The sequence below is a fragment of the Pseudomonas sp. SMN11 genome (assembly GCF_052041945.1).
Taxonomy (GTDB): Bacteria; Pseudomonadota; Gammaproteobacteria; order Pseudomonadales; family Pseudomonadaceae; genus Aquipseudomonas.
Map to the genome: position 1 here is coordinate 79,305 of NZ_JBKGGW010000019.1, position 24,943 is coordinate 104,247.

The 24,943-nt window shown below is 63.0% G+C and carries 21 protein-coding genes and 1 pseudogene; 12 read left to right on the top strand and 10 right to left on the bottom strand.

All coding sequences use genetic code 11. The features are described 5' to 3' along the window. The first annotated feature begins 195 nt into the window (after positions 1 to 195). Genes ACLEJU_RS16930 through ACLEJU_RS16950 form a run of 5 tightly spaced genes read left to right on the top strand, consistent with a single transcriptional unit; the run spans position 196 to position 6,308 of the window. On the top strand, positions 196 to 3,027 hold the full coding sequence (locus tag ACLEJU_RS16930) for a xanthine dehydrogenase family protein molybdopterin-binding subunit (protein ID WP_435423616.1): 2,832 nt from the start codon (positions 196 to 198) through the stop codon (positions 3,025 to 3,027). Continuing rightward, positions 3,020 to 3,556 (top strand): (2Fe-2S)-binding protein, encoded by a 537-nt coding sequence (locus ACLEJU_RS16935; RefSeq protein ID WP_013973477.1) that lies wholly within the window; start codon positions 3,020 to 3,022, stop codon positions 3,554 to 3,556. The genes ACLEJU_RS16930 and ACLEJU_RS16935 overlap by 8 nt, the downstream gene beginning before the upstream one ends. 2 nt (positions 3,557 to 3,558) lie before the next feature. After that, positions 3,559 to 4,770, top strand: a complete 1,212-nt coding sequence (locus ACLEJU_RS16940; RefSeq protein ID WP_435423615.1) for a cytochrome c — start codon at positions 3,559 to 3,561, stop codon at positions 4,768 to 4,770. A gap of 3 nt (positions 4,771 to 4,773) precedes the next feature. Next, positions 4,774 to 5,745 (top strand): XdhC family protein, encoded by a 972-nt coding sequence (locus ACLEJU_RS16945; protein WP_435423614.1) that lies wholly within the window; start codon positions 4,774 to 4,776, stop codon positions 5,743 to 5,745. After that, a complete protein-coding gene (locus tag ACLEJU_RS16950; protein ID WP_435423613.1) occupies positions 5,742 to 6,308 on the top strand; it encodes a nucleotidyltransferase family protein in 567 nt (188 codons plus the stop codon). The genes ACLEJU_RS16945 and ACLEJU_RS16950 overlap by 4 nt, the downstream gene beginning before the upstream one ends. A 9-nt stretch (positions 6,309 to 6,317) precedes the next feature. On the opposite strand, the gene ACLEJU_RS16955 is transcribed toward ACLEJU_RS16950, so the two are convergent. From ACLEJU_RS16955 to ACLEJU_RS16975, 5 genes and pseudogenes are all read right to left on the bottom strand, one after another. Then, positions 6,318 to 6,941 (bottom strand): GAD-like domain-containing protein, encoded by a 624-nt coding sequence (locus tag ACLEJU_RS16955; RefSeq protein WP_435423612.1) that lies wholly within the window; start codon positions 6,939 to 6,941, stop codon positions 6,318 to 6,320. A gap of 22 nt (positions 6,942 to 6,963) precedes the next feature. Beyond that, a complete protein-coding gene (locus ACLEJU_RS16960) occupies positions 6,964 to 7,581 on the bottom strand; it encodes a GAD-like domain-containing protein (RefSeq protein ID WP_435423611.1) in 618 nt (205 codons plus the stop codon). A gap of 57 nt (positions 7,582 to 7,638) precedes the next feature. Next, positions 7,639 to 8,253 carry a GAD-like domain-containing protein gene (locus ACLEJU_RS16965; RefSeq protein ID WP_435423610.1) on the bottom strand — a complete coding sequence of 205 codons (615 nt, stop codon included), beginning with the start codon at positions 8,251 to 8,253 and terminating at the stop codon, positions 7,639 to 7,641. Positions 8,254 to 8,277: 24 nt separating this feature from the next. Further along, positions 8,278 to 8,895 carry a GAD-like domain-containing protein gene (locus ACLEJU_RS16970; protein ID WP_435423609.1) on the bottom strand — a complete coding sequence of 206 codons (618 nt, stop codon included), beginning with the start codon at positions 8,893 to 8,895 and terminating at the stop codon, positions 8,278 to 8,280. Positions 8,896 to 8,906: 11 nt separating this feature from the next. Next, positions 8,907 to 10,252, bottom strand: a pseudogene (locus ACLEJU_RS16975) (DUF6861 domain-containing protein). 301 nt (positions 10,253 to 10,553) lie between these two features. Here ACLEJU_RS16975 and ACLEJU_RS16980 point away from each other — a divergent pair. From ACLEJU_RS16980 to ACLEJU_RS16990, 3 genes are all read left to right on the top strand, one after another. After that, entirely contained in the window at positions 10,554 to 11,249 is a 696-nt protein-coding gene (locus ACLEJU_RS16980; RefSeq protein WP_435423608.1) for a response regulator, read from the top strand. Next, positions 11,246 to 12,568, top strand: a complete 1,323-nt coding sequence (locus ACLEJU_RS16985) for an ATP-binding protein (RefSeq protein WP_435423607.1) — start codon at positions 11,246 to 11,248, stop codon at positions 12,566 to 12,568. The genes ACLEJU_RS16980 and ACLEJU_RS16985 overlap by 4 nt, the downstream gene beginning before the upstream one ends. A 215-nt stretch (positions 12,569 to 12,783) precedes the next feature. After that, positions 12,784 to 14,175: an aspartate aminotransferase family protein gene (locus tag ACLEJU_RS16990; protein WP_435423606.1), complete on the top strand. Its 1,392-nt coding sequence runs from the start codon at positions 12,784 to 12,786 to the stop codon at positions 14,173 to 14,175. Positions 14,176 to 14,215: 40 nt separating this feature from the next. Here ACLEJU_RS16990 and ACLEJU_RS16995 read toward each other — a convergent pair whose 3' ends face one another. From ACLEJU_RS16995 to ACLEJU_RS17010, 4 genes are read right to left on the bottom strand one after another with little or no spacing between them, the layout of a single operon-like run. Next, entirely contained in the window at positions 14,216 to 15,106 is an 891-nt protein-coding gene (locus tag ACLEJU_RS16995) for a siderophore-interacting protein (RefSeq protein WP_435423605.1), read from the bottom strand. A gap of 55 nt (positions 15,107 to 15,161) precedes the next feature. Beyond that, complete coding sequence (locus ACLEJU_RS17000) at positions 15,162 to 16,577, bottom strand: efflux transporter outer membrane subunit (RefSeq protein WP_435423604.1); 1,416 nt, start codon at positions 16,575 to 16,577, stop codon at positions 15,162 to 15,164. Positions 16,578 to 16,580: 3 nt separating this feature from the next. Continuing rightward, positions 16,581 to 18,545 carry a MacB family efflux pump subunit gene (locus ACLEJU_RS17005; protein ID WP_435423603.1) on the bottom strand — a complete coding sequence of 655 codons (1,965 nt, stop codon included), beginning with the start codon at positions 18,543 to 18,545 and terminating at the stop codon, positions 16,581 to 16,583. After that, positions 18,546 to 19,712 (bottom strand): efflux RND transporter periplasmic adaptor subunit, encoded by a 1,167-nt coding sequence (locus tag ACLEJU_RS17010; protein WP_435423602.1) that lies wholly within the window; start codon positions 19,710 to 19,712, stop codon positions 18,546 to 18,548. It abuts the gene before it with no gap. A gap of 204 nt (positions 19,713 to 19,916) precedes the next feature. Between ACLEJU_RS17010 and ACLEJU_RS17015 the strand changes: the two genes are divergently transcribed. The 3 genes from ACLEJU_RS17015 to ACLEJU_RS17025 all read left to right on the top strand — a co-directional run bounded on the left by ACLEJU_RS17015 (position 19,917) and on the right by ACLEJU_RS17025 (position 22,436). Continuing rightward, positions 19,917 to 20,393: a sigma-70 family RNA polymerase sigma factor gene (locus ACLEJU_RS17015; protein WP_435423601.1), complete on the top strand. Its 477-nt coding sequence runs from the start codon at positions 19,917 to 19,919 to the stop codon at positions 20,391 to 20,393. A 170-nt stretch (positions 20,394 to 20,563) separates the two neighbouring features. Next, the gene (locus tag ACLEJU_RS17020; RefSeq protein WP_435423600.1) at positions 20,564 to 21,043 is read left to right on the top strand and encodes a histidine kinase; all 480 of its coding nucleotides are present in this window, start codon (positions 20,564 to 20,566) and stop codon (positions 21,041 to 21,043) included. 67 nt (positions 21,044 to 21,110) lie between these two features. Further along, positions 21,111 to 22,436, top strand: coding sequence for an MFS transporter (locus ACLEJU_RS17025; protein WP_435423599.1), 1,326 nt, complete (start codon positions 21,111 to 21,113; stop codon positions 22,434 to 22,436). Positions 22,437 to 22,507: 71 nt separating this feature from the next. Here ACLEJU_RS17025 and ACLEJU_RS17030 read toward each other — a convergent pair whose 3' ends face one another. Next, positions 22,508 to 24,190, bottom strand: coding sequence for an electron transfer flavoprotein-ubiquinone oxidoreductase (locus ACLEJU_RS17030; protein ID WP_435423598.1), 1,683 nt, complete (start codon positions 24,188 to 24,190; stop codon positions 22,508 to 22,510). A 531-nt stretch (positions 24,191 to 24,721) separates the two neighbouring features. On the opposite strand from ACLEJU_RS17030, the gene ACLEJU_RS17035 reads away from it, so the two are divergent. Further along, on the top strand, positions 24,722 to 24,943 hold a 222-nt coding region (locus ACLEJU_RS17035), incomplete at its 3' end, for a hypothetical protein (RefSeq protein ID WP_019472607.1).

Sequence of the window (24,943 nt, forward strand, 5' to 3'; positions counted from 1 at the left end):
CGGTGCCGCATGTCGCTCTTCGACACACCGCGACATATTGTCGGCTTGACTTTGCTTATGCCCATAATCTTGTTGTAAAGTTGACGCATAAGTCAGTTTTTCCTGACCCGCGTGACAAGGTTCTCACCCTTCCGAGTCCCCCGCACAAGAATCAAAAAAAGATGGGCAGAAACTCTTCTGCCCAGAGGATCAAGCATGTCCAACCGTGATATTTCCCGGCGCGCCTTCTTGCAGGGCGGCCTGATCGCTGGTGTCGGCGTGACCATGGCGCCACTCGGCAGCCAGGCGTTCGCCGCCCTGATGGAGGAGCGCGTCACCACTTCGCCGCAAAAGTGGATGAACCATGATGGCAAGGCGCGTTTTCGCAACGATGCGCTGTCCAAGGTCTGTGGCAACAAGGTCTTCGCCCGCGACATCCGCGCCAAGGACATGCCCGGCTGGCCGACCCAGCAAGGCCATGCGCTGCTGCTCAAGGCGACCAAGGTCGACCGCATCTATGCCGGCCATGACCTCAGCCTGCTCGGCGCCGACCTGCAGCCGGACCGTGTCGTCACCGCCGCCGACCTGGCGCAGGACGGTATCGCCTGGCCCGAGGCCCATTCGCCCGACCCACTGTTGCCACCCGGCCAGGTGCCGATGTTCATCGGCCACCCGGTGGCGATCCTGATCTGGCACGACTTCGAGCGCTTCCGTCAGGCCAAGCGCAAGCTGCAGTTCAACGACAAGGCGATCCAGTACGGCGCCCAGGCCTCGCTGTACCAGCGTGACCCCTATGGCAGCTTCCGCTTCGTGCGTGTGGGCGGCGCCACGCCATTCGACGACGATGAGTTCTCCAGCCTGAAGAACTCCATGCTGTTCCCGACCATCCTCAACCGCAAACCGGTGTGGTCGAAGCAGCCCAACCAGCACGGCGACCTGACCGAGCAGGGCCTGTTCTATGCCAAGCGCATGGGCGAGCAGCTGGACAACCCGCCCGAGGACTGGCTGGTGTTCGACGAGCACTACAAGACGCCGTCGATCGAGCCCGCCGCACTGGAGCCGGACAACGGCAACGGCTGGTACGACCCGGCGACCGGCACGCTGCACTTCGTGGTCGCAACCCAGTGCCCGTTCGAAGTGGCGCAGGAATGCGTGCACATGATCAAGCCGTCGCGTTTCGCCCTGAACACGCTGAACATGCACCCGGGCTACACCGTGGGCTACGGCTCCAAAGACAACAATATCTTCGTCTTCTACGCTGCCGTTGCCGCACTGTATGGCGGCGGCGTGCCGATCCGCCTGGCCAACGACCGCTACGAGCAGTTCCAGAGCGGCATCAAGCGCCATGCCTTCGACATCCGCTACCAGCTGGCCGTGGACAAGAAGGACAACCGCTTCAAGATCTTCCGCGCCGACATGAGCTGCGACGGCGGCGGGCGCATCAACTACAGCCCGTCGGTGGCTGCCGTGGGCGCCACGGCGGCGCAGTCGATCTACTACATGCCGCAGAACGACTTGTCGGTGACTGCCTACTACTCACGCGGCGTCGAGGCCGGCTCCATGCGTGGCTACGGCACCCTGCAGAGCATGGCCGCCACCGAGATGATGGTGGATGAAATCGCCGGTCGCCTGGGCGTCGATGCCATCGACCTGCGCCGTGCCAACGCCCTGAAATCGGGCATGAAGAACACCCAGGGTGCGGTCCCGGCCGGTGCCCTGCGACTTTACGAGATCCTCGACAAGGCCGCCGTGCACGATTGGTGGCGCAACCGCGATGCTCGCAAGCAGCAGATGGACGCCAAGGACCCGGACCACTGGTACGGCGTCGGCTTCGCCATCTGCCAGAAGGACTTCGGCACCGGCTCCGAGGCGCCGATGGCGAGCGTCGAGTTCACTGCTGATGGCCGCATCAGCCTGCGCCACATCGGCACCGAGCTGGGCACTGGCATGTCCACGTCCCAGGCCCTGGTGGTCAGCGATTTCCTCGGTCGCTCGGCCGACGAGGTGAAGACCGCCGTCACCGAATGGCCGGAGTTACAGCTGACCACCAGCGGCAACCCGTACCTGATCAGCCAGCCTGAGCAGGACGCCGCACTGCGCAACCCGCGCTGGGTCGGCAAGCTGGCCTCGCCGTCGTCGGCCACCAACTCGGCGTTCTACTTCAGCCACGCCACCCGTGAAGCGGCTCGCGTGCTGTTCAACCACGGCCTGTGGCCGGCGGCCATGGCCATCTGGAGCCAGGGCCCGCACGGTGGCCAGGCCAACCCGCTGGTGGTGCGCCGTGAAAACGCGGTGTGGGTCAACGGCGAGCTTACCGGCAATGGCCTGTCGCCGATCCCGTTTGCTCAACTGGCCCAGAAGGCCCACGAGATGGGGCTGATTACCGGTGTCAGCGTGCACGGTTTCAACCGCTGGAGCTGGGCCGAGGCCGACTTCGTCATCGACGGCGTGCGCGAGCGCTTCCCGCTCGATGCCGTGGCGGTGAAGTACGGCGACGGCGCGGTGAATGCCAAGAAAGCGCAGATGAGCAGCCACGGCTACCACCTGCTCGACCGGCAGAACGCTGCCTACCCGGACACCCAGCTGAACAACGCCATGGTCACCTACTACAGCCCGGTGGCGACCATCGTCGAGGTCAAGGTCAACAAAGGCACCCATGAAGTGCAGGTGCTCAACCACCACAGCTGGGTCGAGTGCGGCCGTGTGCTGGTGCCGGAACTGGTCAAGGGCCAGCTCGAAGGCGGTATCGCCATGGGCATCGGCCATGCACTGACCGAAGAAATGCCGTTGTACGAGGGCGGGCCCGGGGAGGGCGACTGGAACTTCAACCGCTACCGCCTGCCGCACGCACGGGATGTGGCAGTGTGGAAACAGACCAGTGAAATCCTCCCGCCGCTGTCACCGACCGACCCCTCCAAGGGCATTGCCGAAGTGGTGATGATCCCGGTCGTCGGTGCCATCGGCAACGCCGTGGCGCATGCCATTGGCAAGCGCGTGCGCGATCTCCCCATCACCCCAGCCCGTATCAAGGAGGCCCTCAATGGCTAACCGTCCACTGCAACTGACCCTCAACGGTCAACCGGTCGGCCCGGTCGAGGTCCCTGATGACCTGGCGATGATCGACTACCTGCACGAACACCAGAACCTCACCGGCTCGCGCCTGGGCTGCGGCCAGGGCATCTGCCATGCCTGCGTGGTGATCGTCGACAACCCTGACGGCACCAGCGAGGAAGTGCGCACCTGCATCACCGGCGCGCATTACTTCGAGGGCAAGAAGGTCCGCACCATCGAAGGCCATGCCAAGCAGGACGAGGCCGGCAACCTGACGCTGAACCCGATCCAGCAGAAGTTCGTCGACCTGTTCGCCTTCCAGTGCAGCTATTGTGCGCCAGGCTTCGTCAATGCCGCCACGGTGCTGGTGGAAACCGCACAGCGCCAGCCGTTGAAGAAGAGCGAAGTGGAAGACCGTATCGAAGCCAGCCTCGGCCACCACATCTGCCGCTGCACCGGGTACGTGCGTTACTACGACGCCACCCGCACGGTGCTCAATGACCTCGGCCTGGTCAAGGAGGGTTGAGCATGGGCTTTGTTCGCAGCACGCTCGCGCTGGCCCTCGGCCTTGCCGTCGTTTCGCTGGCCCAGGCCGCCGATGAGGCGCAGGTCAAGCGCGGTGAATACCTGGCCCGTGCCGCCGACTGCATGGCCTGCCACACGGCCGAAGGCGGTGCCCCGTTTGCCGGTGGCCTGCCGATCCATTCACCGTTCGGCACCATCTATGGCAGCAACATCACCCCGGACAAGCAGTACGGTATCGGCAACTATACGGCCGACGAATTCTTCGCCGCAGTCACCGAGGGCAAGCGCAAGGATGGCGCCAACCTCTACCCGGCGATGCCGTACACCTCGTACCACCTGATCAAGCGCGAGGACTCCGATGCGATCCTCGCCTACCTGATGACCGTGCCGCCGATCAACCGCCCGGCGCCGCAGACGGCGTTGAGCTTCCCGTTCAACGTGCGCCTGGGGCTGACCGGCTGGAACATGCTCTATGGCAAGAGCGTGCAACTGCAGCCGACCGAGGGCAAAAGCCCGGCCTGGCAGCGTGGGCAGTACATGGTCGAGGTGATGGGACATTGCGGCGAATGCCACACACCACGTAACGCCATCGGCGCCCTGCAGCAGGACCAGCGCCTGAGCGGCGGCCTGCTCGGTGGCTACCTGGCGCCGAGCCTGCTGGCCCAGGACCTGGCCGACCGCGGCTGGACCCAGCCGGACCTGACCACCTTCCTCAAGCACGGCATCAGTGCCCAGGGCAGCATGTTCAACGAGATGTTCCCGGTGGTGCACCACAGCACCCAGCATCTGCAAGACGCTGACCTGGCAGCCATGGCCACCTACCTGCTCGGCGACCAGCCGCCGCCGGCCAAGCAGATCAAGGCCGTTGCCCTGGAGCAGATGAGTGACAGCGCCAAGCGCGGCCATCAGCAGTACCTCAACGTCTGCGCCGGCTGCCATGGTGTCGACGGCGAGGGCAAGCCACACATCGCGGTGGCCATGGACGGCAACACGGTGCTGCGCCAGGCCGACTCGCGCAACCTGGTCAAGGCCATCCGCGACGGTATCCGTGAGCAGCAGTTCACCGGCTTCGAGCGCATGCAGCCGATGCCGGGCTTCGCCGACAAGCTCGACGACCAGCAAGTGACGGACATGGTCAACTACTTGCGCCAGGCCTGGGGTGGATTGCCCGGCGACCTGACCGTACAGCAGCTCGCCGAGCTGAAGGCGGAGTAAACCGTGCAGCATCTCGATCTCCAGGTGATCAGCCAGGCGCTGCAGTGGTCGTGCAATGGCCAGCGGGTGTGGTTGTGCACGGTGCTCGCCACCTATGGCTCGGCGCCGCGTGCGCCGGGCTCGCTGCTGGCGGTCAACGCCGGCGGCCAGTGGCTGGGTTCGCTGTCGGGCGGTTGCGTCGAAGATGACTTCCTCGAACGCGTGGCACGGGGCGAATTCCCCGAGCCGATTGCCATCGTGCGCTATGGCGATGGCAGCGACCCGCGTTCGAGCATTCGCCTGCCTTGCGGCGGCGTGCTCGAGGTGCTGGTGGAAAACCTGCCGGCCGACTGTGAGGTGCAGGCCCACCTGCGTGAGCTGGAAGGCGCGCTGCGTGGCCAGCGCCGGTTGTTGCGCGAGGTGAGCTTGCCGCAAGGTGAGCGCATCGTTGTCGACGACCACAGCCAGGGGCCGCGCGTGGAACGCGAAAGCGGCCGCGTGCGCTTGCGTGTCGGCGCTGCCCAGCGCCTGCTGCTGGCTGGCTACTCCAGCGTCGCGCATTTCTGTGCCGAGTTCGGTAAGGGAATGGGCTTTGAAGTCATCCTCTGCGACCCCCGTGACGAGGTGCTCGAAGGCGTGGTGCTGGACGGCATCGAGGTGCGCCGCGAGCTGCCGTCGGAGTTCATCGCCAATGGCGGTTGCCATGCCGACACGGCAGTGGTTGCATTGACCCATGATCCGAAAATCGATGACCTGGCCATGATGGAAGCAGTGCGTACCGAAGCGTTCTATATCGGCGTGATGGGCTCGAAGGCCACCTCCGACAAACGTCGCGAACGCTTGCAGCGCATCGGCGGCCTGGGCGATGACGAGCTGGCGCGGATCCATGCGCCGATCGGCCTCAACCTGGGCAGCAAGACCCCGGCCGAGATCGCCCTTGCAGTGCTCGCCGATATCCTGCGCCTGCGCAACGGCATCGGGCGGGCGGCGCTGTGAGTGTGGTGGCGTTGGTGTTGGCGGCTGGCAGCAGCGTGCGTTTCGGTGCTGACAAGCGCCGCGCGCTGATGGCAGATGGTCGCAGCTTGCTGGCTCATAGCGTTGAACGTGCCTGCGCGGTGTTCGATGACGTGCGGGTGGTGTTGCGTGATGGCGAGCGGGGAGAGGAGCTGGGGTTGCCGTCGGCGTGCCGGGTCATCTGCAGTGCGGATTTCGCGCTGGGCCTGGGCCATAGTCTGGCGGCTGGCGCCGCTTCGCTGGTAGACAGCGAGGCACAGGCGGTGGCGATCCTGCTGGGTGACATGCCCTGGGTGGAATTCGGGACCCTTGGTTTGCTTGCACGCGAGGCCAGTGGGTCAACGATAGTTCTGCCTTGTCATGCCGGGCAGCAGGGCCATCCGGTGATGTTCGGGCGTGATTTCTGGCCAGCGCTGGCGCGGCTGAAGGGCGATGAAGGGGCGCGTTCGGTCGTGAGGGCCCATCCGGACCGTTGCGTCAGGCTGGCGGTCGAGGATGCTGGCGTGCTGCGGGATGTCGATACGCCCGATGCGCTGCGCCAATGAGCATCGGTTCTACTCATCTTCCTCATCATCGAATGCACAAGGTTCCAGTTCGCCAAGCTGGGAAAGCAGGATCAGATGCACGTCGGCCTTGAGCCGCTGGAGATTGGCCAGGCTGGCAGACCCACCCAGCATCAACGCCGGGACGAAGCCATATATTTCGTCTGGCGCCAACGTCCCCAGGGTTTCCCTGGCTGATTCGAACAGGCCCAGGTCGATTCCTTCAGTCATTACCCACATGAGCAGCCCTTGGATCTTCGCGTCGCGCTCTTCGTCGGTCGAGCTGCAGGCGCCATCGATGTATTGGGACGCGTAGGCAGTAATGGTCAGGACTGACCCGGTTTCTTCACCCCAGAGGTACAGTTCGCCGAAAGCGCTACGGGCGATGAGGTGGTAGGTGTCGCGGGTTTCGAAGTGGGTGCCTGCCAGCCAGTACGCCACGACGTCTTTGTATTCCTGCGGGTTGACCATCCAGAACAGACCGCCACCGTAGCCGCACCAGCCGTGGTCTTTCCAGTAGGTCAGGAGTTGGTTTGGGAGTTTGCCTTGGTAGTGATCCAGCGTGGCAGACGGGACGGGTTGGTGGCCGATAGGGTCGTTGAAGGTTTCGAGGAAGATGGAGAAGAGTACGTTCATTTTTTCATGCCTATTGGTGTTGTTAGAAGTCAGAAAAGCTGTAAGGTACGAGAGGGCAAATCTGAGAGATTAGTAATAAGTGCTCCACAGTCTTAACTTTTTCGAGGTGAGCATTTTCGCATGGCCCTCCGAGTGTCAAAGCTGGAGAGAATCCATACATTTCGTCATGATTTAGTACGCCTAATTTTTTCTTTGCAGGCTCGAACATGCCATCGAAGTCAACAGATGCCTTGTCTTTACTGAGGAAAAAACTCTGGACTTCCCTGTCCATGTCAGTGGCCGTTAACTCATACTCGCTACCTCTGTATCGCGAGATGTGAGCTAGAATTTTTACGGAGAAACCTGTCTTTTCTCCAAATAAATAAAGGTCGCCGAATGCACCGCGAGCGATAAGGTGGTAATTGTCTCTATTTTCTAGTTGAGTGCCTTTGGTAAGTGAGGCGGTTACTTCTTCATATTCTTGGGGGTTGACGGTCCAGAATATTCCGTCGCCATATCCGCTCCAGTCGTGTTCCTTCCAATGTTTCAGTAATTTGCTCGGCAATATTTCTAGATAGCGCTCCATGCTTGAGGGAGGAACTTTCTGTCTAAATATAGGCTCACCCATCTCCTTCAAGAAGAGAGAAAAAATCTTATCCATATCGTCCCCTTATCCATCATTACTTATGCAGTGTCGTTCGCGGCGAGGATGGCCTGCTTAAAGGTCCGAAAAGTCGAAAGGCTTAAGCTCGGCAATTTGCGAGAGAAAGATCAAGTGCTCCACAATCTTTACTTTCCCCAAATGCTCAAGATCATCGCGCCCTCCAAGCATGAAGGCAGGGGTGAACCCGTACATTTCATCTGGACCGAGCTGGCCAAATTTTTTTAGTGCCGGCTTGAACAAATCACCATAATCGTTAGTGTGTATCCTTTTTGCTACCATGAACGCTTGAATCCCCTTGTTCATTTTATCCCCAACATATATGGACTTGTGCACGCTGTAGCGCGAAAGAATGCTGGTAATTTTAAGTGATGCGCCCGTTTTCTCCCCCCAAAGGTACAGTTCACCAAAACCGCTTCTGGCAATGACGTGATAGTTGTCACGATCTTTTAGTTCGGTATGCTCAAGCCAGGACGCTACGACGCCATCATACTCTTGCGGGTTTACCATCCAGAAAATTCCAGAGCCATAACCGCACCATCCATGCTCGGACCAATATTCTAACAACTGATCTGGCAGCACTCCGCGATAGCGTTGAAGGCTCGAAACTGGCACCTCCCTACGTTCGATAGGAGCACCAAACTCTTCTAAAAAAAATCGAAAATGCCTCATCCATGTGATGGCCTCGTTTCGGTGCTAAATATCTGAGAGCGTGTATTGGTGCAGTTCACCAAGTTGAGATAGCAGCATCAGGTGTTCGATTGTTTTGACTTTTTCAATGTGTTCGATCTTAGCTGATCCACCGATCTGTAGTGCTGGAACGAAGCCATAAATTTCATCCGGGCTGAGAACTCCGAGGTATTCTTTGGATGCGTTGAAGAGTTCATTAAAATCAAGGTAGTCTCGGTCAAATGACAAGAGGAAGGATTGAAATGCTCTATCCATGGCTTTCGGCGATCGCTCAGCTGGATCATACGTGTATCGAGATACGTTGCTGAATATACAAAGTGAGGGGCCGGACTTTTCACCCCATAGGTATAGGTCGCCAAATGCACTGCGTGCTATGACATGGTAGATGTCGATTTTTTCTAGCGGTGAGCCTTGTATCCAACTGGCCGCCACACTGTCGTACTCTTGAGGATTGACCATCCAGAAGAGTCCTTCTCCGTAGCCACACCACCCATGTTCTGACCAGAGTTGAAGTAATGCATCGGGTAGTAGTCCTTGGTAACGGCTAATGCTTGAGGGAGGAACCTCTTGTCGATACATAGGCACACCAATCTCTTCAAGTAACATCGAGTACACGTCGTCCATAAATTTCTCCCTCAGCACTTATGCAGCTTTACGTTAAGGTATGTTGGTTTTTCACCGGATTTTGGGGCATGCTCAACTGCACGTTTTAGGTTTTCGACTTTTGATTTCCATTGTGGCCCTATTGAAGAGTTGACTTGTCTGTCGCCGAAATCCGAAATCACATCGTTGCCTCCAGCAATCAAATCTGGGTTGTGGAGTGCGGCTAGCGTGCTCATCGTTTCTTTAGCTCGTTTAGCTGCAGTTGCTTTGGCCTCACGGGGGCTCATTGTCTCCAGCAATTCCTCTCGAATTCTCAACTGAAGATCGCGGAATAGTCGCTTGCGTGCCAGTTTGGCCTGTGCTGGATTTCGTTTGATCGGGTTGGCAACATTCTCCAGAAATTCCTCCACTGTAAGTCGGTTCAACCCATCCTGCTGCCCCTTCAGCTGCCGCTCAAACTCGCCATGCTTCGACGCTGGCAATTTGTCCGCTTTGAAACACGCCACCGTATGCAGCGGCATGCTACCGGGCTTGCCCTTGGATGGCTCCTTGTCTTTCCCCGCCGGCCGGTTAGGCTGCGCAGGCTGTGGCTCACCCACCGCGCCCTTGCGCCGCTCCGACACCTGCAAGTCCGGCCGTTTCTTCAAGGCCTCCTCGTGCTTGAGCATCCACTGCCCAATCCGCGCGCCTTTCTTGCTGGCGGCCATCTCCTGGGCGAGCACACCCGCATTGCCACGCCCGCGGGCGAGGTAGGACACCATGGCGCCCAACAGCAGCATCACCACTTCCACATGCCCGGTGGCAATGAAATGCGCTGCCTGGTCGATGGCAAACGGGTTGTCCTGACTAAACGCGTTCAGCCCTTCTTCACCCCGTGTGCCTTCCCAGGCGATGCCGATGCCGTCCAGGTAGTACTCGCCGATACGCGGCAGGCCGTCGACGAAGAATTCGGCGAGAGAGGCGATGCCCAGTGCGCCGAGAATCCAGCCGCTGACCTTGAAGCCGATCGCGGTGCCCGCGACGCCACCGGGAATGGCTCCGGCACCTCCCGCGAAGCACCGATGCCGGCACCGAGCAGGCCGCCGGTGAGGGCGCTGCCGGCGACGATCATTGCCATCTGTTCAGCGACGCTGATCAGGTCGTTGAGGATGCTTTTGATGTCGAGGTCGGCGAAGCGCTGGCGCAGCAGGTCGCCGGCTACCCATTCGGCCTTGTGGAACGCGCGCCGGACGGTGTCCACGCGGCGCAGGTTGAGGGCCAGTGACGGCACCTCTTCGTTGAGGTAGGTACGGAAATGGGCACCTCCTTGATAGCCCATTTCATCGGTGATGCGTGTTTCGATATCGCGCCAGGTGGGCACGATTTGCCAGAGCAGCATGAGGCGTCTCCCTGCCAGTTTTGTGCAGGGAAATCACATCATGGAGTGGGTGTGGGAAGTTCCTGAGTCGGCTGTAGGAAAAGTCTATTTCGTTGTTGGCGGGGGTAGAGGAGGGCGGGATTGAGGTGTTGCTGCAATGGGTAAGGTTGGAGGGATTTGTCGCCTGTGAGATCGAGCACCGCCCGCGCGGCGCTCGATCTCACAGGCGCTGAAAGCATCAAGGCGAACACAAAAAGGTCCATAATCCCCCCTTAATCCCCCCATAGTGCAATGCCAGCCACACCACTCCGGGAGCCTCACCATGCACGTTCTGCTCTGCGAGGACGATGACCTGATCGCCAGCGGCATCTGCGCCGGCCTCACCGCCCAGGGCCTGACCGTCGACCGCGTGGCCAATGCCGCCAGCGCCCGGGCGTTGTTGCAAGCGGCGCAGTTCGACGTGATGATCCTCGACCTCGGCCTGCCCGACGAAGATGGCCTTAAACTGCTGCGCCGCCTGCGCCAGCAAGGTGTGGACCTGCCGGTGCTGGTGCTCACCGCACGCGATGCGGTCACTGATCGCGTCGATGGCCTGCAGGCCGGTGCCGACGACTACCTGCTCAAACCCTTCGACCTGCGCGAACTGGCTGCGCGCCTGCACACTCTGTTGCGCCGCGTGGCGGGGCGGGCAGTGAACGTGATCGAACATGGCCCGCTGCGCTACGATCCAAGCAGCTGCGAAGCGACCCTCGCCGGCCAGGCTGTAGACCTGTCGCGGCGCGAGCAGGCGCTGCTCCAGGCATTGATGCAGAACCCCGGCCGGGTGCTGTCCAGCGAGCAGCTGAAAGACTGCGTGTACGGGTTCAGCGATGAAGTCGAGAGCAATGCGCTGAACGTGCATATCCATCACCTGCGGCGCAAGCTCGGCAACAGCATCGTCGAGACCGTGCGTGGCCTGGGTTATCGCCTGGGGCCGGCACAGGCGCCGGAGCAAACCTCCGAGAGAAGCGCCTCATGAGCCTGCGGGTACGCCTCAGCCTGATCCTCGGCACCGCCTTCATCATCATCTGGGCGCTGGCAGCGGCGTGGATGCTGCGCGACCTGCGCCAGCAGATGATGTTCTCCCTCGATCAGCGCCTGGTGGCCTCGGCGCGCATGGTCGCCGGCCTCGTCGACCAGCTGCCGCAACCGCTGGCAGCCAAGGGCGAGGATGCGCATTTTTCCGCCGACCAGTTGAGCGTGCCCGACGGCATGGCCTGCCAGGTGAGCTCCCTGCGCGGCGAGATCCTCGCCAGCAACCACAAGCATGATGGCGCCATGGACGACCAGCGCAGCGGCTTCCGTGACCAGACCATCGACGGTGCGTTGTGGCGCACCTTCACCTACAACCACGGTGACGTACGCATCACCACCGCCGACCGGCACATGGAGCGCGAGGCGCTGAACCAGTCGATTCTGCTGGCCGCCTCGGCGCCGGTGCTGATGGCCTTGCTCGGCAGCCTCGGGCTGCTGTGGATCGGCCTGGGTAAAGGCCTGGAGCCGCTCAATCGCATGCGTGATGCCCTGCGCCGACGGCGTGCCGACAGTGTCGAGCCATTGCAGGTGACCGGCTTGCCCAGCGAGCTGCAGCCCTTGCTCGACACCCAGAACCAGCTGTTCCTGCGCATTGCCCAGACCATCGAGCGCGAACGGCGCCTGACCGACGATGCCGCCCACGAACTGCGCAGCCCGCTGACGGCGATCAAGACCCACCTGCAGGTGGCGCGCATGACCGACGGCGCGGTGCGCGAGCAGGCGCTGGAGCATGCCGAGCAAGGCGCCGACCGCATGCACCGGACCCTTGAGCAGCTGCTGATGCTGGCGCGGGTCGAGGGCAGCCTGTCGTTCGAGGACGGGGTGCAATGCAGCGCCGAGCAGGTCGCCCGCCAGGCGGTGCAGGATGCGGGTGGCGGTGACAATCGACGCATCGTATTGCATCTGCCGCAGGAGGCTACGCAGATCTACCTGGGCATGCCTGCGCCGCTGGCGGTGGCGGCCTTGCGCAACCTGCTGGACAACGCCCTGCGCCATGGCGGCGATACCGAGGTGGAGCTGGAAGTGCAGATGGCCGATGGGCAGGTGGGGTTCATGGTGCGTGACCATGGGCCGGGTATTGCCGATGGCGATCTGCAGCACCTGACCGAACGCTTCTGGCGCAACGGGCAGAGTGGGGGGTGTGGGCTGGGGTTGGCGATCGTTCAGGCGATCGTGCAGCGCTGTGCCGGCAGCCTCAGGTTCGATAGTCGCCAAGATGGGCTGCGGGTTCTGCTGCAGGTGCCGGCGCGTTCGGCAAGCTGATCTTCATTGCCTGTGCCGGCCCTTTCGCGGGACAAGCCCGCTCCCACAGGATTGCCACAGGCAGTAAGACTGTGCGGTCCCTGTAGGAGCGGGCTTGTCCCGCGAAAGGGCCGGCACAGGCAAAGCAAAATCCCGCAACAACCGCTAAATCCTCCCCGCACTCAAGCGTTTTCCAAGCGATAACTGCCCATTCGCTTGCTTGCGAGGATTCACCCATGTCCACCGCTACCAGCCTTGCCCAGGTCCCGCCGGCCAGCGCGCCGCAACCTTTGTACGAATTCAGTGACTCGCCCTTGCTGCTGCGCCAGCAGCAACAGGAATCCAACGCCCGCAGCTACCCCCGGCGCATCCCGCTGGCGCTCAAGCGCGCCCGTGGCATCCACGTCGAGGATGTCGAAGGCCGCCAGTTCATCGACTGCCTGGCCGGCGCAGGCACCCTGGCCCTGGGCCACAACCACCCGGTGGTGATCGAGGCCATCCAGCGCGTGCTGGCCGACGAACTGCCGCTGCACACCCTGGACCTGACCACGCCAGTCAAGGACCGCTTCGTCCAGGACCTGTTCGGCATCCTGCCCGAAGCCTTGCGCCGCGAGGCCAAGGTGCAGTTCTGCGGGCCGACCGGCACCGACGCGGTGGAAGCGGCGCTCAAGCTGGTGCGCGGTGCCACCGGGCGCAGCACCGTGCTGGCGTTCCAGGGCGCCTATCACGGCATGAGCCAAGGCGCGCTGAGCCTGATGGGCAGCCACGGTCCCAAGCAGCCACTGGGCGCTTTGCTGAGCAGTGGCGTGCAGTTCATGCCTTACCCCTACGACTACCGTTGCCCGTTCGGCCTGGGCGGGGAAGCCGGGGTCAAGGCCAACCTGCATTACCTGGAAAACCTGCTGCTGGACCCGGAAAGCGGCGTGCCGCTGCCGGCGGCGGTGATCCTTGAAGTGGTGCAAGGTGAGGGCGGGGTGATCCCGGCCGACATCGAGTGGCTCAAGGGTGTGCGGCGCATCACCGAACAGGCTGGCGTGGCGCTGATCGTCGACGAGATCCAGAGCGGCTTCGCCCGGACCGGGCGGATGTTCGCATTCGAGCACGCCGGCATCGTGCCGGATGTGGTCACGCTGTCCAAGGCCATTGGTGGCAGCCTACCGCTGGCGGTGGTGGTGTATCGCGACTGGCTGGATACCTGGAAGCCAGGCGCCCATGCCGGCACGTTCCGCGGCAATCAGATGGCCATGGCGGCCGGTTCAGCGGTGATCAACTACCTGGTCGAGCACCGCCTGGCCGAACACGCCGAGGCCATGGGCCTGCGTTTGCGTGAGCATCTGCAGCGGCTGCAACGGGATTATCCGCAACTGGGTGATATCCGTGGCCGTGGCCTGATGCTTGGGGTGGAACTGGTCGATCCACAAGGTCAGCCGGATACGCTTGGCCACCCACCTGCCAATCGGGTGCTGGCACCGAAGGTCCAGCGCGAATGCCTCAAGCGTGGGCTGATCCTCGAGCTGGGCGGGCGTCATGGCGCGGTGGTGCGCTTCCTGCCGCCACTGATCATCAGTGCGCAACAGATCGACGAGGTGGCGCAGCGCTTTGCCGAAGCAGTGGCCGCGGCCATTTGAGTCCGAGAGGGCCGCGCCGCGGCCCTCTCGTGCAGCCTGATCAGTCGCTGTTTTCACCCAGCCGCCAATACCCCATCGTCATCAGGCTGTCGCGCTGCAGCCCATGCTGTTTTGTCAGGTACCGGCGAATCTCCAGCACCGTCGCCGACTCTCCGGCCACCCAGGCATAGAACGCGCTTTCCAGCGGCAGGCTGGCCAGCTCGCGCACGGCATGTTGCATGGCCTGGCCATGCTCACAGCGCAGCAGCTCGCGGGGCAGCCAGTGCAGGCGGGTATTGGCGCTGTGCCGCAGGGGAAGGCAATCAGCCTCCTGCGGAACTTCGATGAAGGCTTCCACGGCCAGCTCGGACTGTTGCTCTGCCAGCACTTCAAGAATGCCGGCGATGGCGGGCAGGGCTGTTTCGTCGCCGATCAGCAGCACGTGGCGAGTACCTTGCGGCGGCTTCCATTCATAGCCTCCGGGGTCATCAGCGTGGACCAGGTTCGGCGCGACCATCAGCAGCCGGTCGCCCTCCTGGGCATGGGTTGCCCAGGCTGAAGCCGGCCCATTGACGCCGTGCAGCACAAAGTCCACGTCGACTTCCAGGGCATCCGGGCGCAAGGCGCGGATGGTGTAGGTGCGCATGGGCGGGCGCTGTTCGGGCGGCAGCGCGCTGTGCGCCGTCTTCCAGTGGACGTCGTGGGGCAGGGTGGGCAATGAGCCGTCAGGGGCAGGGAACAGTAGCTTGACGCGCTGGTCGGGCGCCAGGGTGTGCATGAGCTCGACATCCGGGCCGGTGAACACCAGGCGGGCGAAGGATGGGCTGAGTGCGATACGCCGGGCGAGCACCAGGTCGAACGCGCGGTAGGGGCGGGCGCCTGGCGATTGGCCCTGGATCAGGCGACGCAGGCCTTGTTGCCAGGCCTGGAGCATGCTGGCTGAGCGGGTCATGGGGAAATCCTCTTGCAAGCGGCTTTCCCTATGAACGAGTTGCGCGTACGGCGAATTAACCGTTGTCCGCGTTCGCTACCTGCCAGCCACCCCCCAGCGCCTTGTACAACGCCACGCTGCCCTGCAGCCGAGCCAGGCGCAACTGCGCCTGCTGGTCCTGGGCGAGATAGAGCGTGCGTTGGGTTTCGAGCACGCTCAGCAGGGTCTCGGCCCCGGCCGCGTAACGCCGTTGGGCCAGGTCGAAGGCCAGGCGCGCCTGTTCGACCTCCTGGTCCTGCCACTCGCGCTGTTGTTCAACGCCGTGGATGGCATTGAGGGCCTTCTCGACATCGGCGAAGCCGGCCAGGATGCTGCTGCGGTAGCTTTCCAGCAGCTCGTCCTGCTCGGCTTGGGCCAGCTGTTGCGCCGCTCGCAGCCGGCCATTGTTGAAGATCGGCGCGACCAGGCCGGCGGTCAGGGTGTAGTAAGAGCTGTCGAATACCTCGGGCAGGGTGCGAGCGCCGGTGCCAATGTTGGCGCCCAGGGTCACTTTTGGCAGCAGGGCGGCCCTGGCGACCTGCACATTGGCGTGGGCGGCGGCCAGGCGTGCTTCGGCAGCGGCGATGTCCGGGCGGCGGGCGAGCAGTTCGCTGGGTACGCCGCTGCCAATGCGCGGCCAGTTCACGGTTGCCAGCGCTTCCCCTGTGGTGGGCAGGGCCTGGACCGGGTCGCCCAGTAGTGTGGCCAGGGTAACGCGGTTATCTTGCCACTGCTGTTCGAGCAGCGGCACTTGCCGTTCCTGGGCGGCCACCAGGCTGCGCTGCTGGGCCAGTTCCAGGCGTGTGGCGGAGCCGGCGCGCTGACGTGTTTCGACCAGCGCCAGGACATCACGGGCATTACGCAGGTTGAGGCGGGCAATGCGCAACTGTTCTTCCAGGGCCAGGCCCTGCAGGTAACTGCTGGCCACGCTGCTGACCAGCGTCAATTCGACCGTCTGGCGATCAAAGCGGCTGGCGTCGAGGCTGTGCAGGGCGCTTGTACGCGCAGCGCGCAGGCCTCCCCAGAAGTCGATCTCGTAGCTGGCGACCAGCTGCATGCCGAACGACGTACTGGTTCGCTCGTACTTGCTGACATCGAGCTGGTCATAGCCCTCGCCATGCAGCAGGCGCTGGCGGCTGCCGTCGAGCTCGAACCTGAGTTCCGGCAGCAGCGGCGCTCCGGCGATCACCGCCCTGGCCTGGGCCTGGCGCACGCGCGCGGTGGCGGCGGCTAGGTCGTGGGCATTGGACCGGGCGCGTTCGACCAGGCGGTCCAGTTCGGCGCTGTCGAAGGCCTGCCACCACTGCGCCGACGGCAAGCTGGCAGAGGGCTGCAGGGTTTCGCCTTGCCAGGCGCTGGGTGCAGCGATGCCGCTGGATGGCGCGGGCGTCAGGCTGCAGGCGGCGAGGCCCAGGCTCAGGGACAACAGGCTGATGCGGCTTGGCAGGGTCATGGGCTATTCGCTGGTAAGGGCTTTGACCGGGTCGAGTCGGGCGGCTTTGCGGGCCGGCATGAAGCCGAACACGATGCCGGTGAGAACGGCGCAAGAGAAAGCACCGAGGATAGCGGGCAGGGTGAAGGCCACGGCAACCTTGCCCAGCATCAATGCACCGCCGATCAGCAGGGCCAGGCCAATACCGGCCATGCCGCCGACCATCGACAGCATCACCGCTTCGCTGAGGAACTGGCGCAGGATGTCGTGCTGGCGTGCGCCGGTGGCCATGCGAATACCGATTTCGCGGGTGCGCTCGCGCACGGTCATGAGCATGATGTTCATCACCCCGATACCACCGACCAGCAGCGAGATCGCGGCAATTGCCCCGAGCATGAGCGACAGGCTGTTCTGGGTGCGTGCCTCGGCCTGGATCAGCGCGGCCGAGTTGGTCAGTTCGAAATCGTGACGGCCCTGGTGGCGCTGGCGCAATAGGCGGTCGACGGCAGCTTCGGTTTCATCGACCCGTGCCGCGTCGACGGCGGCGACGGTGATGTAGTCGGGGTCGCGCTGGCCGAATAGGCGGATCGCCGCTGCCGAGTAGGGCACCACGATGCGCCCGTCGGCATCCTGGTCGCCGGAGCTCGCGCCTTTGCCGGCGAGAATGCCAATGACCTGGAACGGCACATTGCCGATCAGCAGGTACTGGCCAAGCGGGTCGCGGTCAGGCGCGAGCATCTTTTCCCGGACTTTCTGGCCGATCACGGCCACTGCCGCGCCACTGACTTCGTCGGCGTCGGTGAAGAACGCCCCTTCGACCGTCGGCCAGTTGAAGATCAGCGGGAACTGGTTGTTGTTACCGCCCACGTAGAAGCGCTGGCTGTTGTTGCCGTGGCGCACCATCACCTTTTCGCCCAGCACCGGCATGATCTGCCGGACCTGCGGCAGTTGGCCGATGGCGGCGACGTCGTCGAGGGTAATGGTGCCAGCCGGTTCGCCCAGGGTGGCAGGCTTGCCGTTGAGGTAGAGGATGTTCGAGCCGAAGGCGGCCATTTGCGCCATCACCTGGCGCTTGCTGCCTTCGCCGACGGCCAGCATGACCACCACCGAGGCGACCCCGATAACGATGCCGAGCAGGGTCAGGGCGGTGCGAAAGCGGTTCACCCACATCACCCTCCAGGCGGCTTGCAGGGCTTCGAGCAGCTCGCCTTTCCAGGCCCCGCGCTGGGTCGCACCACGGTCCAGGCGCTGGCGCAGGTCGTCGGCTTGCAAGGCTTGGCGCGGAGCGTTGGGCAACTGGTCGGTCGCGGTGTCGCTGATCATCTGGCCGTCGCGGATCTCGATCACCCGCTGTGCCCGCGCCGCCACCTTGTGGTCGTGGGTGATCAGGATAATCACGTGGCCTTGGCTGGCCAGTTCGTCGAGCAGCGCCATGACTTCGGTGCCGCTGTGGCTGTCGAGCGCACCTGTGGGCTCGTCGGCGAGGATGATATGACCGCCGTTCATCAGCGCACGGGCGATCGACACCCGTTGTTGCTGGCCACCCGAGAGCTGGTGTGGGCGGTTGGCGCTGCGGCTGGCCAGGCCCAGGCGAGCGAGCAGGGCGGCGGCGCGGGCATGCCGCTCGCTGGCAGGCGTGCCGGCATAGATGGCCGGCATCTCGACATTTTCCTGGGCCGAGCCCGAAGGGATCAGGTGGTAGCCCTGGAACACGAAGCCGAACGCCTCGCGGCGCAGCCAGGCCAGTTCATCGCTACCCAGCTCGGCCACGTTCTTGCCGGCGAAGCGGTAGCAGCCCGACGTCGGGCGGTCGAGGCAGCCGAGTATGTTCATCAAGGTCGATTTGCCCGAGCCGGACGCCCCGACGATGGCGACGAACTCGCCGGGGTGGATGCTCAGGCTGATGCCGCGCAGCACATCGACCTTGGGGCTGTCCTGGCCACCGTAGGATTTGCGGATATCGACCAGTTCGATCAGCGGCGCAGTCATTCAGCCTCCGCTGGCGCTGGGGGCGCCCATCAGCAGTTGTTCACCCTCGCTGAGCCCGTCCAGCACCTGAACGCGCAGGCGGTCGCTGAGGCCGGTGCGCACCTGGCGCTGCACCACCTTGCCGTGCGGGTCGAGCACCCGTGCCATGAACAGGCCGCCGTTATCGTCCAGCGCGGCGATCGGCACGGTCAGGACCTGGCTGGCCTGGCCGGCGACGAAGAACACCTGGGTGGTCATGTCGGCCATCAGCGCACCATCCGGGTTGTCGACATCCAGCAGCACGGTGTACTGCACCACCTGGCTGCCGGTGCTGCCGGCGCTGGCCGGGCTGCCACCGCCTTGGCTGGCTTGTTCGAGTGGCTTGGGCGGGATCGGCAGAATCTGCCGCACAGTGCTGCTCCAACGGCGCTTGCCGCCGGACAGGGTGGTGAAGTAGGCGGTCATCCCCGGCTTGACCTTGCCGATGTCGGCTTCGGAAACCTGGGCCCAGACGGTCATGGGTGACAGCTTGGCGATGCGCAGGATCAGCGGCGTGCGTTGCTGCGCGTTGAGGGTCTGGCCTTCGCGGGCGTCGACGGCGACCACCGTGCCGTCCATCGGCGCATAGATGCGCGTGTAGCCCAGTTCTGCCTCGTCGCTGCGCAGGCTGGCCTGGGCCTGGCGGATCTGCGCCTGGAACATGTCGATGCGCGCCTGGGTGACCTTGAGCTGGGCAGCAGCGGCCTGGACGTCCTCATCGCGGGTGGCGCCTGCGGCGGCAAGCTCGCGTTGGCGTTTGAGCTGCTGGCTGGCCAGCTCGAACTGCGCACGCTGTTCGGCGAGCTGGGCCTTGAGGTTGTCGATCGAGAAGCGCCCGGCATCCAGGCGTGCCTGCTGGGTGGAGGGGTCGATCTCGACCAGCAGTTGGCCCTTGCGCACCGAGTCGCCCGCTTCCACGTGCAATGTGCGGATCTGCCCCGAGGCCTGGGCACCCACATCCACGTAGCGCCGGGGCTGCAAGGTGCCCAAGGCGGTCACGCTGCTTTCGATGTCTGCCCGCGTGACCGTGACGGTACCGAGCGGTTGCGCGCCGAAGGGCAGGGTTTGCCAGGCCAGCAGGCAGCCCAGGCTCAGCAGGCCCACGCCAGCGAGGACGAACTGGCGGCGGGGGGAGGTTAAACGGCTCATGCGGACTTCCAGCCTGGGTAGTGGTCACGCGCTGCCAATCGAGGTGCGCACCGAAGTCCCAGATAAACGAAGGCAGGCCAGGCGGATTTAGCCCGAACGAGGGGGCGGAGGGCATGTTGCTGAGAATAGTTATAATTTGTACTATCACGGCCCGGTATCACTCAGTCCCGCACGTGGGTTGCAAGGACGATTTCAGGTGCTGTTGTGGAACATTACTATCGCGAACTGGTGAGCTTCCTGAGTGCGCGCCTGGGCAACCGCCAGGCTGCGGAGGACGTTGCCCACGATGCTTATCTGCGGGTACTGGAGCGGACCGAAAGCGGGCAGATCGAGCATCCGCGAGCGTTTCTATACCGTACGGCACTCAACCTGGTGATCGACCGGCATCGGCGCCATCAGGTGCGTCAGGCCGAATCACTGGATGCGCTGGAGGCCGATGGACGCTTTGTCAGCGCAGAACTGCAGCAGGACATGCAACTCGACCAGCGCCTGGCCATGATGCAAAAGGCCCTGGATGAACTGAGCAAGGTATGCCGCGACTGCTTTCTGTTGCGCAAGCTCGATGGCCTGTCACACCAGCAGATTGCAGAGCGCCTGGGCATCTCCCGCAGCCTGGTGGAAAAGCACATCGTCAACGCCATGAAGCACTGCCGTGTGCGCATGCGGCAGTGGGAGTCCTGAACCCGGGGTGAAGGGCAGGTGAAAATTCTGTGTGATGGCCACTTGATTTCTCCCGCTTTCCCGACAAATATCTAAATTGACCCCTCCAGGTACAGCCCTGGCGGTTGCCTGTTTCTGGCGCAGTTTGGTCAGGGAGCTGTCCCTTTTCAACTGACGGCCCAGGTCCGACAATGACAAACAAGACCCTGCGCATCCTGATTGCCGACGAGCACCCGCAGCAGCGCCTGCAGCTGGAAAAACTGCTCAATGGCCTTGGCTACTACCGGATTGCCCCGGTCGAATCCTTCGAAGAGTTGCAGCGCTTGGTGCAGAGCGCCTTGCAACCGTTCAACCTGCTGCTGGGCAACATCGAGCTGGCCAGCCATGCGGGCGTCGACCTGGCGCGTTTCTGCCGCGTCAGCACACAGATCCAGCATGCCCTGCTTTACCATTCGCAACACCTGAAAGTGCCTGTCGTGCCGCAAACCGAGCGGCAGGCTGTCAGCGTGAGCCTGCCACAGGTGCCGGATAACGACGCGCTGCAATCCTTCATGGCGATCATCGACAGCCCTGTGCTGGTCGGCAAGATTGCCCTGCCTTCCGGGCTGGCCGGTGGCGCGGCCCATGTGCGCAAGCCCAGGAACTTCGGCCACACCGTTTTCAACCGTTAGTGGCGTTGGGGCAAGGTGGCGGGCATTTGCTATCCTCTTGCCCTTTGCCGATCTGCGGACCCCTGCCATGACTGCCATCGATACCGCTCGCCCGCCCCGGTTCAGCCGCGGCGACCACCGGACCTTGGGCCTGGCGGCACTGGGCGGCGCGCTGGAAATCTACGATTTCATCATCTTCGTGTTCTTTGCCCTGATCCTAAGCCAGCTGTTCTTCCCGCCGGAAATGCCCGAGTGGCTGCGCCTGCTGCAGAGCTTCGGTATCTTCGTCACCGGTTACCTGGCGCGGCCGCTGGGTGGCATCCTGATGGCGCATTTCGCCGACCACCTCGGGCGCAAGCGGGTGTTCAGCCTGAGCATCCTGATGATGGCCTTGCCGTGCCTGCTGATCGGGGTGATGCCGACCTATGCCGACATTGGCTATGCGGCTCCGCTGATCTTGCTGGCGCTGCGCATCCTGCAAGGCGCCGCTGTGGGTGGCGAGGTGCCGAGCGCGTGGACCTTTGTCGCCGAGCATGCGCCAAACGGGCGTCGTGGCTATGCCCTGGGCTTCTTGCAGGCGGGGCTGACCTTCGGTTACCTGCTGGGTGCGCTAACGGCCACACTGCTGGCGCACCTGTTCTCGCCGCAGGAGATTCTCGAGTACGCCTGGCGTTATCCGTTCCTGCTCGGTGGGGTGTTTGGCGTGATCGGTGTGTGGCTGCGCCGCTGGCTCAGCGAGACCCCGGTGTTCCTGGCCTTGCGCGAACGTCAGGAGCAACCGGTCAGGTTTCCGCTACGACGGGTGCTGGGCGAGCACCGCTCGGCGTTGATCCCGGCGGCGCTGCTGACCTGCGTACTGACTTCCGCAGTCGTGGTGCTGGTGGTGATTACCCCGACTGTGATGCAGCAACGCTTCGGCATGACGGCGGGGCATACCTTCGCCCTGAGCAGCGTGGGCATCGTTTTCCTCAATATCGGCTGTGTCCTGGCCGGGTTGCTGGTCGACCGCTTGGGCGCCTGGCGCGCACTGATGATCTACAGCGTGTTGTTGCCGTTGGGCGTCGGTGCGCTGTACGCCAGCCTGGTGGGGCAGTGGGGGATGACCTGGCTGGCCTATGCGCTGGCTGGGCTGGCCTGCGGTGTGGTGGGTGTGGTGCCGTCGGTGATGGTCGGGCTGTTCCCGGCCGAGATTCGCGTTTCGGGGATTTCCTTCACGTACAACGTGGCTTACGCCCTGTGGGCCAGTACCACGCCGCTGGCGTTGATTGCACTGATGCCGTGGAGCCCATGGGTGTGTGTCGGCTTCTGCCTGATCATGGGCACGGTTGGGCTGCTGACTGCCTTGTATTTCGGGCGTCGTGAGCCATTGGCGTACGCCGCCGAGCCGATGCCGATCATGTGTGCTGACAAGTAGCAGCAGCCGATATGAAAAAGCCCCCGGCTCTCACGAACCGGGGGCTTTTTGTTGCTGCAAGGGCAGTGGCCTTACATGTTCGGGTAGTTCGGCCCGCCAGCGCCTTCAGGGGTTACCCAGGTGATGTTCTGGGCCGGGTCCTTGATATCGCAGGTCTTGCAGTGCACGCAGTTCTGCGCGTTGATCTGGAAGCGCTTGCTGCCGTCTTCCTGGCTGACCACTTCGTACACACCTGCCGGGCAGTAGCGCTGGGCCGGCTCGTCGTACAGCGGCAGGTTGCTGGCGATCGGCACGTTCGGGTCGGTCAGCTTCAGGTGACAGGGTTGTTCCTCTTCGTGGTTGGTGCTGGAGAGGAATACCGAGCTGAGCTTGTCGAAGCTGAGCTTGCCGTCCGGTTTTGGGTAGTCGATCTTCTTCGACTCGGCGGCGAGCTTGAGGCAGGCGTAGTCCGGCTTGGTGTCGTGCAGGGTGAACGGCAGCTTGCCGTTGAACCAGTTCTGGTCGACATAGTTGAATGCGCCACCGAGCAGCGGGCCGAACTTGTGCAGTGCCGGGCCGAAGTTGCGGCTGGCGAACAGTTCTTCGTGCAGCCAGCTGGCCTTGAATGCGCTGACGTAGCCATCGAGCAGATCGCCACCCTCACGGCCGGCAGCCAGTGCGTCGGCCACTGCCTCGGCGGCTAGCATGCCGGACTTCATCGCGGTGTGGCTGCCCTTGATCTTCGAGAAGTTCAGGGTGCCGAGGTCGCAACCGATCAGCGCGCCGCCGTTGAAGACCATTTTCGGCAGCGAGTTCAGGCCGCCTTTGCAGATGGCGCGGGCACCGTAGCTGATGCGCTTGCCGCCTTCGAGGTACTGGCTCATCACCGGGTGGTGCTTGAGGCGCTGGAACTCGTCGAACGGCGACAGGTACGGGTTGGCGTAGGAGAGGTCGACGATCAGGCCGACCACCACCTGGTTGTTTTCCAGGTGATAGAGGAACGAGCCGCCGGTGTTGTCCTTGCTGGTCACGTCCAGCGGCCAGCCAGCGGTGTGCACCACCAGGCCCTGCTCGTGCTTGGCCGGGTCGATTTCCCAGATTTCCTTCAGGCCGATGCCGTAGTGCTGGACGTCGGCTTCGCTGTCGAGGTTGAAGCGCTTGATCAGCTGCTTGCCGATATGGCCGCGGCAGCCTTCGGCGAACAGGGTGTACTTGGCACGCAGTTCCATGCCCGGGGTGTACAGGCCGTCCTTCGGATTGCCTTCGCGGTCGACACCCAGGTCACCGGTGACGATGCCGCGAACCACGCCGTTTTCGTCGAACAGCGCCTCCTGGGCGGCGAAGCCCGGGTAGATTTCCACGCCCAGGTTCTCGGCCTGCTGGGCCAGCCAGCGGCACAGGTTGCCCAGGGAGATGATGTAGTTACCGTGGTTGTGCATGGTCTTGGGCACGAACAGGTCCGGGACCTTGGTCGAGCTGCCGGCGTCCTTGAGCACATAGATATCGTCGCGCTTCACTTCGGTGTTGAGCGGCGCGCCGAGTTCCTTCCAGTCGGGGAACAGCTCGTTCAGGGCGCGGGGTTCGAACACCGCGCCGGAGAGAATATGAGCGCCTACTTCGGAGCCTTTTTCCACCACGCAGACGCTGATCTCGCTACCGGCTTCGGCGGCCTTCTGCTTCAGGCGGCAGGCGGCGGACAAGCCCGCGGGGCCTGCGCCGACGATGACCACGTCGAATTCCATGTATTCGCGTTCCACAGGTTCTCTCCTACTCATCAAGGCTCGTGCTGTTGCTTTGTCTTATGGGTGCTTGCGTGCAGCGGCGCTTCACTGGCGCGAAACTGTAGCTACGCAAAGGGCGGACTACACCGTTTTGTCTTGGCGCGCATTATATCTACACCACTTGGCGGGTCCAATACAAACGTTTGTTTGAATTTGCCGGAGCCCAGTAAAATCACTGGAACGCGGCTGGAAGGTGACCGATTTGCCGTATTGACCGGATTGGGTGTTGCGGTCAAGATACGAGCGGTTTTACGTTCGCCGTAGGCTTGCAGCCGGGCGCAGGTACACCTCTAAAGACCAGGTGTGGAGCAGGGTTTTGCGGCCGTTGGCCGGTTTGTAGTGGAGTTTACACGCCACCACAGAAAATGACCCGTGGGTATTTGCCGCAACAGTCGCGACAGGACTGTTCGGTCACCATGAAGTTTGCCCCTCCCGGTACGTTTTCAGAGGTGCCCTTGTACCCACGCGCATCGCCGGGCTCTGCCCCAGGCGACTATCTATTCACCGGAGAGTAACGAGGAATCCATGAAGGTTCTTGTAGCTGTCAAACGAGTGGTCGACTACAACGTCAAGGTTCGCGTCAAGGCGGACAACTCCGGCGTCGACCTTGCTAACGTCAAGATGTCCATGAACCCCTTCTGCGAAATCGCCGTGGAAGAAGCCGTACGCCTGAAGGAAAAGGGCGTCGCGACCGAGATCGTTGTCGTCTCCGTCGGCCCGACCACCGCTCAGGAGCAACTGCGTACT

Bases quoted from the DNA above. Each gene is read 5' to 3' on its own strand.
- ACLEJU_RS17005 (WP_435423603.1), bottom strand. From the start codon at position 18,545: ATGACTGCGCCGCTGATCGAACTGGTCGATATCCGCAAATCCTACGGT.
- ACLEJU_RS16935 (WP_013973477.1), top strand. From the start codon at position 3,020: ATGGCTAACCGTCCACTGCAACTGACCCTCAACGGTCAACCGGTCGGC.
- ACLEJU_RS17025 (WP_435423599.1), top strand. From the start codon at position 21,111: ATGACTGCCATCGATACCGCTCGCCCGCCCCGGTTCAGCCGCGGCGAC.
- ACLEJU_RS16980 (WP_435423608.1), top strand. From the start codon at position 10,554: ATGCACGTTCTGCTCTGCGAGGACGATGACCTGATCGCCAGCGGCATC.
- ACLEJU_RS16955 (WP_435423612.1), bottom strand. From the start codon at position 6,941: ATGAACGTACTCTTCTCCATCTTCCTCGAAACCTTCAACGACCCTATC.
- ACLEJU_RS16970 (WP_435423609.1), bottom strand. From the start codon at position 8,895: ATGGACGACGTGTACTCGATGTTACTTGAAGAGATTGGTGTGCCTATG.
- ACLEJU_RS17030 (WP_435423598.1), bottom strand. From the start codon at position 24,190: ATGAGTAGGAGAGAACCTGTGGAACGCGAATACATGGAATTCGACGTG.
- ACLEJU_RS17000 (WP_435423604.1), bottom strand. From the start codon at position 16,577: ATGACCCTGCCAAGCCGCATCAGCCTGTTGTCCCTGAGCCTGGGCCTC.
- ACLEJU_RS16930 (WP_435423616.1), top strand. From the start codon at position 196: ATGTCCAACCGTGATATTTCCCGGCGCGCCTTCTTGCAGGGCGGCCTG.
- ACLEJU_RS16990 (WP_435423606.1), top strand. From the start codon at position 12,784: ATGTCCACCGCTACCAGCCTTGCCCAGGTCCCGCCGGCCAGCGCGCCG.
- ACLEJU_RS16965 (WP_435423610.1), bottom strand. From the start codon at position 8,253: ATGAGGCATTTTCGATTTTTTTTAGAAGAGTTTGGTGCTCCTATCGAA.
- ACLEJU_RS16960 (WP_435423611.1), bottom strand. From the start codon at position 7,581: ATGGATAAGATTTTTTCTCTCTTCTTGAAGGAGATGGGTGAGCCTATA.
- ACLEJU_RS16995 (WP_435423605.1), bottom strand. From the start codon at position 15,106: ATGACCCGCTCAGCCAGCATGCTCCAGGCCTGGCAACAAGGCCTGCGT.
- ACLEJU_RS17020 (WP_435423600.1), top strand. From the start codon at position 20,564: ATGACAAACAAGACCCTGCGCATCCTGATTGCCGACGAGCACCCGCAG.
- ACLEJU_RS16940 (WP_435423615.1), top strand. From the start codon at position 3,559: ATGGGCTTTGTTCGCAGCACGCTCGCGCTGGCCCTCGGCCTTGCCGTC.
- ACLEJU_RS16985 (WP_435423607.1), top strand. From the start codon at position 11,246: ATGAGCCTGCGGGTACGCCTCAGCCTGATCCTCGGCACCGCCTTCATC.
- ACLEJU_RS17010 (WP_435423602.1), bottom strand. From the start codon at position 19,712: ATGAGCCGTTTAACCTCCCCCCGCCGCCAGTTCGTCCTCGCTGGCGTG.